Source organism: Nonomuraea sp. NPDC049480 (assembly GCF_044465905.1).
Lineage (GTDB): Bacteria > Actinomycetota > Actinomycetes > Streptosporangiales > Streptosporangiaceae > Nonomuraea.
Genome location: NZ_JBITMD010000009.1, coordinates 156,549 through 168,916, shown reverse-complemented (window position 1 = coordinate 168,916; position 12,368 = coordinate 156,549). Strand labels below are relative to the sequence as shown.

At 71.3% G+C, this 12,368-nt stretch carries 16 protein-coding genes; 10 read left to right on the top strand and 6 right to left on the bottom strand.

What is annotated here, in order from left to right; genetic code table 11:
• Position 1: 1 nt before the first annotated feature.
• Positions 2 to 220 carry a hypothetical protein gene (locus ACIBX3_RS26340; RefSeq protein WP_397121340.1) on the bottom strand — a complete coding sequence of 73 codons (219 nt, stop codon included), beginning with the start codon at positions 218 to 220 and terminating at the stop codon, positions 2 to 4.
• A 331-nt stretch (positions 221 to 551) separates the two neighbouring features.
• Between ACIBX3_RS26340 and ACIBX3_RS26335 the strand changes: the two genes are divergently transcribed.
• On the top strand, positions 552 to 809 hold the full coding sequence (locus ACIBX3_RS26335) for a DUF6457 domain-containing protein (RefSeq protein ID WP_397121338.1): 258 nt from the start codon (positions 552 to 554) through the stop codon (positions 807 to 809).
• A gap of 317 nt (positions 810 to 1,126) precedes the next feature.
• Here ACIBX3_RS26335 and ACIBX3_RS26330 read toward each other — a convergent pair whose 3' ends face one another.
• Positions 1,127 to 1,441, bottom strand: coding sequence for a DUF3099 domain-containing protein (locus ACIBX3_RS26330; protein ID WP_397121336.1), 315 nt, complete (start codon positions 1,439 to 1,441; stop codon positions 1,127 to 1,129).
• Between the two features lie 99 nt (positions 1,442 to 1,540).
• On the opposite strand from ACIBX3_RS26330, the gene ACIBX3_RS26325 reads away from it, so the two are divergent.
• The 4 genes from ACIBX3_RS26325 (at position 1,541) to ACIBX3_RS26310 (ending at position 3,653) form a co-directional block, all read left to right on the top strand.
• Positions 1,541 to 1,753 carry a dodecin gene (locus tag ACIBX3_RS26325; protein WP_397121334.1) on the top strand — a complete coding sequence of 71 codons (213 nt, stop codon included), beginning with the start codon at positions 1,541 to 1,543 and terminating at the stop codon, positions 1,751 to 1,753.
• 64 nt (positions 1,754 to 1,817) lie between these two features.
• Positions 1,818 to 2,813, top strand: coding sequence for a linear amide C-N hydrolase (locus ACIBX3_RS26320; RefSeq protein ID WP_397121332.1), 996 nt, complete (start codon positions 1,818 to 1,820; stop codon positions 2,811 to 2,813).
• A gap of 28 nt (positions 2,814 to 2,841) precedes the next feature.
• Positions 2,842 to 3,399, top strand: coding sequence for a hypothetical protein (locus ACIBX3_RS26315; protein ID WP_397121330.1), 558 nt, complete (start codon positions 2,842 to 2,844; stop codon positions 3,397 to 3,399).
• Positions 3,400 to 3,518: 119 nt separating this feature from the next.
• Complete coding sequence (locus ACIBX3_RS26310) at positions 3,519 to 3,653, top strand: hypothetical protein (RefSeq protein ID WP_397121328.1); 135 nt, start codon at positions 3,519 to 3,521, stop codon at positions 3,651 to 3,653.
• Positions 3,654 to 3,689: 36 nt separating this feature from the next.
• On the opposite strand, the gene ACIBX3_RS26305 is transcribed toward ACIBX3_RS26310, so the two are convergent.
• Both ACIBX3_RS26305 and ACIBX3_RS26300 read right to left on the bottom strand, forming a co-directional pair.
• On the bottom strand, positions 3,690 to 5,060 hold the full coding sequence (locus tag ACIBX3_RS26305; protein WP_397121326.1) for a metallopeptidase TldD-related protein: 1,371 nt from the start codon (positions 5,058 to 5,060) through the stop codon (positions 3,690 to 3,692).
• A complete protein-coding gene (locus tag ACIBX3_RS26300) occupies positions 5,057 to 6,550 on the bottom strand; it encodes a TldD/PmbA family protein (RefSeq protein ID WP_397121324.1) in 1,494 nt (497 codons plus the stop codon). The genes ACIBX3_RS26305 and ACIBX3_RS26300 overlap by 4 nt, the downstream gene beginning before the upstream one ends.
• A 77-nt stretch (positions 6,551 to 6,627) precedes the next feature.
• Here ACIBX3_RS26300 and ACIBX3_RS26295 point away from each other — a divergent pair, with 77 nt between their 5' ends.
• Positions 6,628 to 7,323, top strand: a complete 696-nt coding sequence (locus tag ACIBX3_RS26295; RefSeq protein ID WP_397121322.1) for a beta-ketoacyl-ACP reductase — start codon at positions 6,628 to 6,630, stop codon at positions 7,321 to 7,323.
• Position 7,324: 1 nt separating this feature from the next.
• Positions 7,325 to 8,089, top strand: coding sequence for an enoyl-ACP reductase FabI (gene fabI, locus ACIBX3_RS26290; protein ID WP_397121320.1), 765 nt, complete (start codon positions 7,325 to 7,327; stop codon positions 8,087 to 8,089).
• 155 nt (positions 8,090 to 8,244) lie between these two features.
• Here the strand turns inward: fabI and ACIBX3_RS26285 are convergent, their stop codons facing one another.
• Complete coding sequence (locus tag ACIBX3_RS26285; protein ID WP_397121318.1) at positions 8,245 to 9,039, bottom strand: hypothetical protein; 795 nt, start codon at positions 9,037 to 9,039, stop codon at positions 8,245 to 8,247.
• 127 nt (positions 9,040 to 9,166) lie between these two features.
• Positions 9,167 to 10,114 carry an aldo/keto reductase gene (locus ACIBX3_RS26280; RefSeq protein WP_397121316.1) on the bottom strand — a complete coding sequence of 316 codons (948 nt, stop codon included), beginning with the start codon at positions 10,112 to 10,114 and terminating at the stop codon, positions 9,167 to 9,169.
• Positions 10,115 to 10,349: 235 nt separating this feature from the next.
• On the opposite strand from ACIBX3_RS26280, the gene ACIBX3_RS26275 reads away from it, so the two are divergent.
• Genes ACIBX3_RS26275 through ACIBX3_RS26265 form a run of 3 tightly spaced genes read left to right on the top strand, consistent with a single transcriptional unit; the run spans position 10,350 to position 12,355 of the window.
• Positions 10,350 to 11,036 carry an MSMEG_4193 family putative phosphomutase gene (locus ACIBX3_RS26275; protein ID WP_397121752.1) on the top strand — a complete coding sequence of 229 codons (687 nt, stop codon included), beginning with the start codon at positions 10,350 to 10,352 and terminating at the stop codon, positions 11,034 to 11,036.
• Positions 11,037 to 11,045: 9 nt separating this feature from the next.
• A complete protein-coding gene (locus ACIBX3_RS26270; protein WP_397121314.1) occupies positions 11,046 to 11,594 on the top strand; it encodes a DUF3090 domain-containing protein in 549 nt (182 codons plus the stop codon).
• Positions 11,591 to 12,355, top strand: coding sequence for an SCO1664 family protein (locus tag ACIBX3_RS26265; RefSeq protein ID WP_397121313.1), 765 nt, complete (start codon positions 11,591 to 11,593; stop codon positions 12,353 to 12,355). The genes ACIBX3_RS26270 and ACIBX3_RS26265 overlap by 4 nt, the downstream gene beginning before the upstream one ends.
• The last annotated feature ends 13 nt before the right edge of the window (positions 12,356 to 12,368 follow it).

Genomic DNA, 12,368 nt, shown 5'->3' with positions numbered 1-12,368 from the left:
GTCACGCCAGGGCTTGGCGTCCAGTCCGTTCTGTTCCGGACTGCGGCAGGCAGAACACACAGCGTCCCCGCACCACGAGGTCGCAGGCGCCGCGGACGCGGGTCACCGTTCCCGGATACGAGCTGGGCACGAAGCCCGCGGATCTGGACATGTCCCTGGCGAAGTCGTTGAGTTCGGCCGCGGGGTTGTGGCCGGCGAAGAGCAGGGGCAACGAAGGCACTCGGAGGAGAAGCCGGTCGCGGGTGCCTCGGCCCGGGGTCCCGAGCCGCCGGGACAGCGCCACCGTCGTGGTGCGCGAGGGCGGGAGGGGCGGCTGAGCCGGGTCGCCACCGGATCTGCGTACCGTATGAGGGTGAACATGCGCTGTGACGCGGTCATCCTGGCCGGGGGAGCGTGCCGCCGGCTGGGCGGCGTGGACAAGCCCGGGCCGCGCGCCTGACGGCCCCGGCGGCCGCCACGCGCGCCGCGGAGCCCACGCCAGGCGTCGTGGTGGTGGACGACGGCGGCCGTGGCCGGACTGCGACACAATGGACGACCTGGAGGTGGCTCGCATGAACGTGCTCAACGAATGGACCGCGCTGGCCTGCAAGGAGCTGGGGATCGACCCGGCCGCCGTGGACCGCGACCTGATTCTCGACCTCACCAAGGAGGTCGCCCACGGCGTCGCCAGGCCGGCCGCGCCCCTGACGGCCTACCTGCTCGGACTGGCCCAAGGGTCAGGAAGTGCGCCTGAGGACGCTGTGGCCAAACTGATCACAATGGCGAAAAACTGGGGGGAGGCCACCGCCGAGACCCTGACAGACGACTGATACTCGAACGAACTCTTGAAGTCAAAGCCCGCCCTTACCTGAAGATTTCCTGTGAATAACGGGGCAAGAGCGGGTGTAAACGATTTCGGGAAAGCGGCCCTACCGACGGGCCCCGGCGCCGCCATGGTAGATCGTCCGCCGGCGAAGGTTTCACCAGGAAAAGGGCGACGCCGGGTGGTTACGGGGGCAAACCACCCGGCGTCGCTTCATCGGCGTTCCGACGGGGGCCCGGAACGCCGGCACCAGCACTCCGACGGGGGACCGGAGCGCTTGGCTAAAGCGTACACCTACAACCCGTGGGATGCGTCAAGACTTAGTCACGACCCGATCTCGCGTCGATGCAGCGGTATCTCGGTTTGGTTAGCCTCCGGGCTCTGAAAGGTAGGAGGCGAGGCAGGCTTCCCCCTCTCATTGGCCCCGATTACCGCTATGTATGGCAAAAAGACCGCCGCCGCGATGAACAGCAGCCGGTACGGCCACGGCAGCGGCACCACGACCGCCAGGATCAGGCAGATCGTGCGGATCCCCATCTTGATGAGGTAGCTGATCTCGCGCTTGCGGATGTCGGCCGACAACGACGGCTCGGCGTCGGTGACCTGGTGGACGTCTGGCTTCCTGCGCCACCCCTTCATATGTTCCACCGTAGACCTCGGAGGAGCGGGGCGCGACGGCGCACCCGGGCGGTGACGGGGGTCATGCGATCATGGCCTTCGAGTAAGGAGGAGAGGGAGATGACGGATCGAACGTACCGGGTGACCGAGATAGTCGGCACGTCGGGGGAGAGCGTCGACCAGGCCATCCGCAACGGCATCCGGCGGGCGTCGCAGACGCTGCGCCACCTGGACTGGTTCGAGGTGACCGAGATCCGCGGCTACATCGACGCGGGGGAGGTCGCCCACTTCCAGGTCGGCTTGAAGGTGGGCTTCCGGCTGGAAGACGCCTGAGCGGCGTCCTGAGGGGCTCTCGGGGGGACGTGACAGGGCGGGCGCCGGACGGCACACTGCGGACATGCGGAGCCGTACCGTAGCGGTGCTGGCGGCGCTGGCCCTGACCACGGCGCCGGCCGCCTGCGCCGCCGAGCGCACCCCCGCGCCCGCCGAAGACACGCCCGCGCCCGACCGCAGCGCCACGGCGGTCCTGCGCCAGACCCCGGACGAGATCGCCCGCACGGCCGGAAGCCTGCGCCTGGTGGACGGCACTCTCCCGCTGTACGAGATGACCTACCACGGCGGCTACGACGCCGAGGCCCCGCTCACCGACGCCGAGCTGGCCAGGAAGGCCGACGGATGGGCGTGCTCGCTGTTCCACCGGCCGGGCGAGTTCGGCAGGAACTTCGACTGGGACCCCAACCCCGCCATGATCGTCCATGCCCGCCCGCCCGGCGCCCACGCCTCGCTCTCCCTGGTGGACGTCTCCTACCTGCTCGACGCGCCCGGCCCACCCGACCTGGACGATCCGGGGGACAGGAGGCGGCTGGCGCACGCGGTGCTGGCCCCGTTCGACGGCGTGAACGACCAGGGGCTGGCCGTCGGCCTGGCCCAGGCGCCCGACGCGCGGCTGCCCGGAAGGACGCCCGGACGTGTCACGGTGAGCGGCGTACGGATCATCCGCCTCCTGCTCGACCGGGCCGCCACCGTCCCCGAGGCCATCGCGCTGATGCGCCGCTACGACCTGGACTTCACCGGCGGGCCGCAACTGCACTACCTGATCGCCGACCGGTCGGGCAGGTCCGCGGTCGTCGAGTACGCCGGCGGCCGCCTCAACGTCATCGACGACCGCATCCTCACCAACATCACGATGACCGGCACCGACCGTGCCACCAGGATGGCCGACCCCCGCTACCGGAAGCTGGCCGAGGGCGGGCAGGCCGACGCCCTGGAGCTGCTGCGCCGGGTGGCCCAGCGGCACACCCGCTGGTCGGTCGTCTACGACTTGGACGCCGGCACCGCCAGGCTCGTCGCCGGCCAGCGCTGGGAACACGTCCACACCATCCGCCGCTCGTGACGCGATTCGACGGGCTAGATTGGCCGATGTGAGTCGTGAGTTCCGCATTCTCCTGGTGTGCACGGCCAACATCTGCCGTTCCGCCATGGCAGAGGTGATCGCCGGGGCGATGCTCCACTCCTCGGCCCTTCCCGTGGCGACGGGGAGCGCGGGGGTCCGCGCCCTGATCGGCCAGCCGATGGCGCCGCACGCGGCCGCCACGCTGGCCAGGCTCGGCCTCGACGGGCGGGCGCACCGGGCCCGGATGCTCGACCTCGACCTGGTCAGGTCCTCGGACCTGCTCCTGACGATGGAGGCCGGGCACGTCGCCGTCGCGGCGAACCTGGATCCGGAGGCCGCGCAGAAGACGTTCACGCTGCCGGAGTTCGCCCAGCTCGCCTCCGGGGCGGGGCACCGCCGCTACCGGTCGGACACGGTGGAACGGGCCCGCGCCATCGTCCAGTCGGCCGCCGAACGGCGCGACCACCGGCGCGCGATGGAGGTGTACGACCCGTACGGCGGTCCGCCGGAGGGCTACGAGGCCTGCGCCAAGACCCTCGGCGAAGCCCTCAGCCACGCCCTGGGCGCCCTCCTCGGCCCCCGCTGACCTCCAGCCCGCCTCTGCGTTCTCACCCACCACCCGCCCGCGTTCTCACCCACCACCCGCCCGCGGAGGGCGAATGGAGTCCCCGGGTCTCCTTCGTCACCGAGGGCGTGGAGCGGGCCGTGCAGCCGGCCGAGGAGGCCGCCGGCGGGCGACGGATCGGTGTCGGAGGCATCGGGCCGATCGGCCTGGAGCAGATCTCCGTCATCCCGTCCGACGGCGTGACCCACGTGCGCTACCGGGTCACCCGCCCCTGACCGTCACCGGAGGCGGAGGGGCGGGCGAGCGGCAGGTCAGCTGGCCTGGCTGACCGTGGACATGTTGAAGTCAGGCACCCGCACCGGCGGCATGATCGTCCGCTGGAAGTAGTCGTTCCACTCCCGCGGCAGCGTGCGCTCGCCCGCCCCCACCTCCGTCAGGCGTCCCAGCAGGTCCACCGGGCTCTCGTTGAACCGGAAGTTGTTGACCTCGCCCACGACCTCGCCGTGCTCGACCAGGTAGACGCCGTCCCTGGTCAGCCCGGTCACGAGCAGCGTCTGGGGGTCGACCTCGCGGATGTACCACAGGCAGGTGACGAGGAGACCGTGCTGCGTGGAGGCGATCATCTCCTCCAGGGAGCGCCCGCCCGCCGGCCCGTTCATGATCAGGTTGTCGATGCCGGGCGTGACCCGCAGCCCGCTCAGCTCGGCCGAGTAGCGGGTCTGCAGCAGCGCCTCCAGCCGCCCGTCCTTGATCCAGTCGGTCGGCGCCAGCGGCAGCCCGTTGTCGAAGACCGAGCTCTCCCTGCTGGAGGCGTGCGCCGTCACGAACGGCGCGCACGCGATGCCGTCCGCCCCCGGGTCGCTCGACAGCGTCACCGGCAGCGTCGCGAGCTGCTCGCCGACCCGGGTGCCCCCGCCCGGCTTGGCGAACACCGACCGCCCGTCGAGCGCGTCCCTGGCTCCCGCCGACCAGAACAGGTAGATCATCAGGTCGGCCACCGCGCTCGGCGGCAGCAGCGTCTCGTAGCGGCCCGCCGGCAGGTCGACGCGCGTCTTGGCCCACTCCAGCCGCTGGGCCAGCGACGAGCCCAGCGCGGCCACGTCCACGTCCGTGAAGTCCCGCGTGGACACGCCCGTCCACGCCGACCGCTTCAGGTCGGCCGACTTGGCGTTGAGCTCCAGCCGCCCCGTCGGCTGGTCGTGCCGCAGCCGCACGCCCGTGGACGTGCCGAGGAAGGTCGTGGTGAGCGAGTGCTCGGCGAAGCCGTACAGCTTCCTGCCGCCCGCCTCCGCCGCCGAGAACGCCTCGCCGAGCGCGGGCGCGAACCCCTCGAACACCCCGATGTCGGTCGGGCGTACCGCATCGTCCCAATCGGCGGGGGCGGGGCCGGCCTCCACGAGCGGGCGGGCGTCCTCGGCGGGCCGCGCGTCGCGCGCCGCCGCGTCGGCCGCCGCCACGACGTCGGCGAGCTGCTCCTCGCGCACTGAGGCCCGCGACACGACCCCCACGCCCTCGCCGGCGATCGAGATCACGGTCAGCCGCGAGGAGCGGGCGACGCCGTTGGTCGTGAGCGTGTTGCCCGCGAAGCGCAGGTTGGCCGTGGACCCCTCGTCCACGAGCACCACGCAACCGTCGTTCCGGGAGAGCTCCAGCGCCCTGTCCACCATTTCCTGCGGGGTCACTTCCCACCCTCCTGCACGGTGTTGAGGATCCGCACGCCCCTGAACAGCGCCGACGGACATCCATGGCTCACCGGGGCGACCTGCCCCGGCTGCCCCTTGCCGCAGTTGAACGCGCCTCCGAGCACGTACGTCTCCGGCCCGCCGACGGCCTCCATCGACCACCAGAAGTCCGTCGTCGTGGCCTGGTAGGCGAAGTCCCTGATCTGCCCGGCCAGCTTCCCGTGCGAGATCTTGTACGCCCGCTGCCCGGTGAACTGGAAGTTGTAGCGCTGCATGTCGATCGACCAGCTCTTGTCGCCGACGATGTAGACGCCCCGCTCGACCCCCGCGATCAGCTCGTCGGTCGAGGGCCCGTCCTGCGCCGGCGCCAGCGACACGTTGGCCATGCGCTGGATCGGCATGTGCCCGGGCGAGTCGGCGAACGCGCACCCGTTGGACCGCCCGAGGCCCTTCATCAGCGCCATCCGCCGGTCGAGCTGGTAGCCCACCAGGATGCCGTCCCTGACGATGTCGAAGCTCTGCCCCTGCACGCCCTCGTCGTCGTAGCCGATCGTGGCCAGGCCGTGCGTGACGGTCCTGTCGCCGGTGACGTTCATCAGCGGCGAGCCGTAGACCAGCTCGTTCAGCTGGTCGAACGTGGCGAAGCTGGTGCCCGCGTACGCCGCCTCGTAGCCGAGCGCCCGGTCCAGCTCGGTGGCGTGGCCGATCGACTCGTGGATCGTCAGCCACAGGTTGGACGGGTCGATCACCAGGTCGTAGTCGCCCGCCTCCACCGACGGCGCCGCCAGCTTCTCGGCCAGCAGCTCCGGCAGCCTGGCCAGCTCGCCCTGCCAGTCCCAGCCGGTGCCCGTCAGGTATTCATACCCGCGCCCGACCGGCGGCGCGATCGTCGACATGTCGTCGAAGCCGGTCTCGTGCGCCTTCATCGCGTTGAGCTTCGGATGCACCCGCACCCGCTGCTGCGTGGTCAGCGTGCCGGCCGTGTCGGCGTAGAACTTCTGCTCCTTGACCTGCAGCAGCCGCGCCGACACGTGGTCGGCGCCCTTCATCAGCCCGGCCGACCACTCCGCCAGCATGCCGACCTTGTCGGCCTGCGGCACGTCGAACGGGTCCACGTCGTACGCCGACACCCACACCGCCTCGGCGTGCACCGGCTCGGGGGCCAGCTCGATCGGCTCCCTGTTGATGGGCGCGCTCACCTCGGCCACCCGCACCGCCTGCTCGGCCACCGTCGCGGCGGCCTCGGGCGTCAGGTGGATCCCGGCGGCGAACCCCCAGGTGCCGCCCTTGACCACGCGCACGGCGTAGCCCAGGTCGTCGGCGTCCATCGCCCCCTCGAGCCGGGTGTCGTAGAGGCTGAGCGTCTCGGCCCTGACGCGTTCGAGCCGGAAGTCGGCGTGCTCGGCGCCGAGGTCGCGAGCGCGTTGCAGGGCGGCGTCCGCGAGCTGCCGTAGCGGCAGCTCCAGGAAATCGGGATCGATCTGGCGCATGTCCACGATCCTAACCCCGCGATCTTGTGTCACCCGGACAACCGGATACCGGCGGGTAGGAGATAGCGTCAGGTGCCATGGCACGCTCTGTACTCGTCACCGGGGGCAATCGCGGCATAGGCCTCGCGATCGCCCGTGAACTCGCCGCGGCCGGCGACGCCGTCGCGGTCACCTACCGATCCGGGGAGCCGCCCGAGGGCCTGTTCGGCGTGCGCTGCGACGTCACCAGCACGGCCGACGTCGAGTCCGCCTTCGGCAAGGTGGAGGCCGAGCAGGGCCCGGTCGAAGTCCTGGTCTCCAACGCCGGCATCACCAAGGACACGCTGCTGGCGATGATGAAGGAGGAGAGCTTCACCGACGTCATCGACGCCAACCTGACCGGCGCCTACCGCGTCGCCAAGCGGGCCATCAGGCCCATGATGAAGCTCAAGCGCGGCCGGATCATCCTCATCTCCTCCGTCGTCGGCCTGTCCGGCCAGGCGGGCCAGGCCAACTACGCCGCCTCCAAGGCCGGCCTGGTCGGCTTCGCCCGCTCCCTGGCCCGTGAATACGGCTCGCGCAACATCACGGTCAACGTGGTCTCGCCCGGCTTCGTCGCCACCGACATGACGGCCGGCCTCGACCAGGAAAAGATCATCGCGAACATCCCTCTCGGGCGGCAGGCGGCCCCCCAGGAGGTCGCAAGCGTCGTCCGCTTCCTGGCGAGCGACGACGCCTCCTACATCACCGGGGCCGTGATCCCGGTCGACGGCGGACTCGGAATGGGGCACTGACGTGGGCATTCTCCAAGGCAAGCGGATCCTCGTGAGCGGTGTCCTGACGGACGCCTCGATCGCGTTCTCGGTGGCCAAGCTGGCCCAGCAGGAGGGCGCCACCGTCGTCCTCACCGGTTTCGGCCGGCTGAGCCTGGTGGAGCGCATCGCCAAGCGGCTGCCCGAGGCGGCGCCCGTGCTGGAGCTCGACGTGCAGAACACCGAGCACCTCGACACGCTGGCCGCCCGGGTCGGCGAGCACGTGGACGGCCTCGACGGCGTCGTCCACTCGATCGGCTTCGCCCCGCAGACCGCGCTCGGCGGCAACTTCCTCAACACCTCGTGGGAGGACGTCGCCACCGCGCTGCAGGTGTCGACGTACTCGTACAAGTCGCTGGCCGTGGCCTGCCTGCCGCTCATGAAGGAGGGCGGCGCGGTCGTCGGCCTCGACTTCGACGCCTCCAAGGCGTGGCCGGTCTACGACTGGATGGGCGTCGCCAAGGCGGGCCTGGAGTCCTGCAACCGCTACCTGGCCAGGGACCTCGGCAAGCACAACATCCGCGCCAACCTGGTGGCGGCGGGTCCGCTGCGCACGATGGCGGCCAAATCGATCCCGGGCTTCAAGGAGTTCGAGGACAGCTGGCCGGAGAAGGCCCCGCTGGGCTGGGACCTGTCCGACACGGTCCCGGCCGCCAAGGCGTGCGTGGCCCTGCTGTCCGACTGGTTCCCGGCCACGACCGGCGAGATCGTCCACGTGGACGGCGGCGTCCACGCCATCGGCGCCTGACCCGTTGCCGGAACGTCCTCCACCTCTCCTCATGCTCGCCTGAAACCTGGACGAGCCCGGTGCGGAACCAGCCGGGCGGGACAGGCGGCGCGCGGCCGGTGGGCGTCCATGGATCGGACGCCCACCCCGCGCCGCCGCCCCTTGCCGTGAGGAGGTCAGGCCACGCGGTGGCGGCCGCTGCCGACGTGGGCGGGCTCGAAGGGGATCGACTCCACCGGCTCCGTGCGCTGCCGCCGCTGCTGCACGATCCGCGTCGCCAGCACCGCCGACCCCAGCAGGGCGATCGTCAGCGCCGTGCCCAGCACGTCCGAGGCCGGCGGCGTGGGGCGTACGACCTGCTGGTCCTGCATCGGCACCGTCAGCTCATGGGCGAACGGGTTCGGCCACAGCAGGTCCACCCGGGGCTCGTCCGTGTCGGCGGTCCGCTTCTCGCCCACCGGCCGCCCGGTGTCCAGCTGCTGCGGCCGGCTCTCCGGCGGCGTGGGCGCGCCGGTGGGGACGGTGGAGGTGTCCTTCTCGCGCGAGCGCGGCTGCCCCGGGCGGTCGGCTGACGGCGTGGGGCTCGGGGTCACGGCCTCGCGCGCGGTCCGGTCCTCGCAGGCCAGCACCGGCAGGCACAGCCCGGTCTTGGCCGGCGTGGGCGACGGCCCGGCGGACGCGGTGGAGGTGGCCTCGCCGGTGGGGACCGCCTCGCCGACCTTGCCGAGCACCTCGTCGGTGGTCTCGTCCACGCCGCTCGTCACCGGGTCGGTCGTGTCGCCCGTCAGGGTGTCGACCGTGCCCGTGACGGACTTCACGACGTCGCACAGCGTGTTGGTCACCCCCGAGAGCAGGCCCCCCTCGCGCGCGCAGTCCTGCGACGCGGCGGCCGCCGCGGCGGGAGCCGCCCCTGGGACGGCCGCCAGCGCCACCGCGAGTACTCCAGCCGAGATCGCGGCCCTGCTCCCCATCCGTCCCCTCCTGCGTCGCTTCCGGGGGAAATCTTTATGGACATCGCTCGTGGGACGCAGGCGTTTGGCAGGTAAAGTTGCGATTCGGTATCGACTAGTGATACGCGAGAGAGTCTCCCGTTCCCGGTCAGTCGAGCGACGACACGTCATCGAGGGCCTCTCGGATCTCTATGGGCAGCACCACGTCCTCGGCCGGCAGGGCCCCGGTGAGCTGCGCGTGCGTACGGGCGCCGACGATGGCCGAGGCCACGCCCGGCTGGTCGCGCACCCACGACAGGGCCACGGCCAGCGGCGACACCCCCAGCCCGTCGGCTGCGGTCATGACCGACTCGACCACCCGACGGCTCCTCTCATCGAGGTACGGGCGGACGAAGTCGGCGAAGTGCGGCGTCGCGGCCCGTGAGTCGGCCGGGATGCCTGTGCGGTATTTCCCGGTCAGCACCCCGCGCCCCAGCGGCGACCAGGCCAGCACCCCGACGCCGAGATGCGCCGCGGCGGGCAGCAGCTCCCGCTCCGGCTCGCGGGCCAGCAAGGAATATTCCACCTGCGCCGAGGTGATCGGGATGCGGCCGGGGACCATCTTCTGGGTGACCGTCGCGGCTGCCAGCTGCCAGCCGGTGTAGTCGCACACGCCCGCGTAGACGGCGCGGCCGGAGGAGACGATCGCGTCGAGCGCGGCCAGGGTCTCCTCCAACGGCACCTCCTCGTCGTACGTGTGCAGCTGCCACAGGTCGACGTAGTCGAGCCCGAGGCGGTTGAGTGAGTCGTCGACCGCGGCGATCAGGTGGCGCCTGGAGGCGTCACGCGGCCTGCGTCCCGCCGGCGTCACCACGGCCTTGGTGGAGATCACCAGCTCCGAACGCGGCACCGAATCGCGCAGCAGCCGGCCCAGGAGCCGCTCGGCGTCCCCGCCGGTATAGACGTCGGCCGTGTCGACGAGGTTCCCTCCCGCGTCCAGGAACGTGCGGAGCTGGGCGGCCGCCTCGTCCGCGTCGGTGTCACGGCCCCAGGTCATCGTGCCGAGCCCCAGCCGGGACACCGACAGGCCGCTGTGGCCGACATAGCGCTGCTCCATGATCCCGCCAGGTTACCAACAAGAAACCTGCTCCACCGGGCTGCCGCTCCACTGTCGTTCGTGGTGAACGCCGTAGCGGCAGCCCGCCTTGCAGGTTTCTCATTGGCCAACAAGAAACCTGCTCCACCGGGCTGCCGCTCCACTGTCGTTGGTGGTGAACGCCGTAGCACCGTGCCGCCGTGAGATCGTGATCTCCGGTTTCGACACTGTGATCGACGCCTGCGACACTTGCTGGGTGACCACGCTGCTTCTGGCCCGGCACGGGCTGACGGACCTCACCGGACCGGTGCTGGCCGGCCGCACCCCGGGGGTGCGGCTGAGCGAGGCCGGCCGGGCGCAGGCCGCCGCGCTCGCCGAGCGCATCGCGGGCGTCAGGCTCGACGCCATCGTCTCCAGTCCGCTCGAACGCTGCCGGGAAACGGCCGAAGCGGTCGCCCAGGGCCGGCAGGGCGGCGTGGAGTTCGACGAACGGTTCATCGAGTGCGGCTACGGCGGGTGGACCGGGCGGCCGCTGAAGGAGCTCGCCCAGGAGCCGCTGTGGCAGGTCGTCCAGGCACACCCCAGCGCGGCGACATTTCCGGAAGGGGAGTCGCTGGCCGGAATGCAACATCGGGCCGTCTCAGCGGTCCGGGAGTGGAATCAACGCCTGGGGGAGAAGGCTGTCTACCTGGTTTGCAGCCACGGCGACGTGATCAAGTCGATCGTCGCCGACGCCCTGGGGCTTCACCTCGATCATTTTCAGCGGATAACGGCTGATCCGGCGGCGCTCACCGTCATTCGCTATGCCCCCTTGCGTCCCTTTGTTCTCAGGCTTAACGATATGGGGGAATTGAGGCTTCCCGAGGATTCGGAGGAGAAAGACGGGGGAGAAAACATCACCGGGAGCGATGCCGCCGTCGGCGGCGGACCCGGAACCACGTAAGGTCAGGCTATGCCGGTCTTCGACTACGACCCACCAGAGAGGTTCGTCGCCGGTGCCGTGGGGCAGCCGGGTGCGCGGGTCTTCTTTCTGCAGGCCAGGGCCGAGGGCAGACTGACCACGGTGGCGCTGGAGAAGCTCCAGGTGGCCGCGCTCGCGGGCAGGCTGGAGGAGCTGCTCGACGAGGTGCTGCGCCTCAGCGGCGGGGCCGCGCAGGTGCCCGCCCTGGCGCCCGTGGACCTCGCCGACGACGAGCCGCTCGACGTGCCGGTCGCGGAGGACTTCCGCGTCGGCACCATGGCACTGGCGTGGGACGCGGACAGAGCCCAGGTGGTGATAGAGGCGCAGGAGGTCATCGACGAGGATGACCTCGACGGCCCCGACCCCGCGGTGCTGCGCGTGCGGATCAGTGCGGGAGCCGCGCGCGCCTTCACCCAGCGGGCGCTCCACATCGTCGCGGCCGGCCGGCCGCCGTGTCCCCTGTGCGCCCAGCCCCTCGACGCCGCCGGGCACGTGTGCGTACGTCTCAACGGATACCGCGGGGGTGAGGCGGCTTCATGACCGCTCCGGAGAGCGAACCGGCCGTCAAACCGTCCAACCCGCCGGGCATGCACGATGAGGAGGCCCTCACGCTGCTCCGCGACGGCCGCCTGGAGGTTGCCGGTCGCCTCGTCGAGGCGACCAACATGACGCTCTACTGCTCGGTCAAGCTGGGCGAGCGCACGGCCGCCTGCGTCTACAAGCCGGTACGCGGTGAGCGCCCGCTCTGGGACTTCCCCGACGGCACGCTGGCCGCCCGCGAGGTGGCCGCGTACGAGGTGTCCCAGGCGACCGGCTGGCGCATCGTGCCGCCCACGGTCTACCGCGAGGGCCCCTTCGGCCCCGGCATGGTCCAGCTGTGGATCGACACCGAGCGCGAGATCGACCTGATGCGGCTGGTCAAGAGCCGCAACCCGGTCGTGCGGCGGATGGCGGTGTTCGACGCGGTGGTCAACAACGCCGACCGCAAGGGGGGTCACCTGCTGCCGCTGCCCACCGGGCACGTGTACGGGGTGGACCACGGGGTGTGCTTCTCCGTCGAGGACAAGCTGCGGACCGTGCTGTGGCAGTGGCGGGGCAAGCCGCTGGCCCGCGAGGCGGTGGCGGTGCTGGCCAAGCTGGAGCGCGACCTGGAGTCGGGAGCGCTCGGGCGCCGGCTGCGCGAGCTGCTGACGCTGGCGGAGGTCGAGGCCACCTGGCAGCGGGTCAGGCGGCTGCTGGACACCGGCGTGCACCCGTACCCGTCGGAGGGCTGGCCCGCCATCCCCTGGCCTCCCATCTGACCGGCCCGCCGTC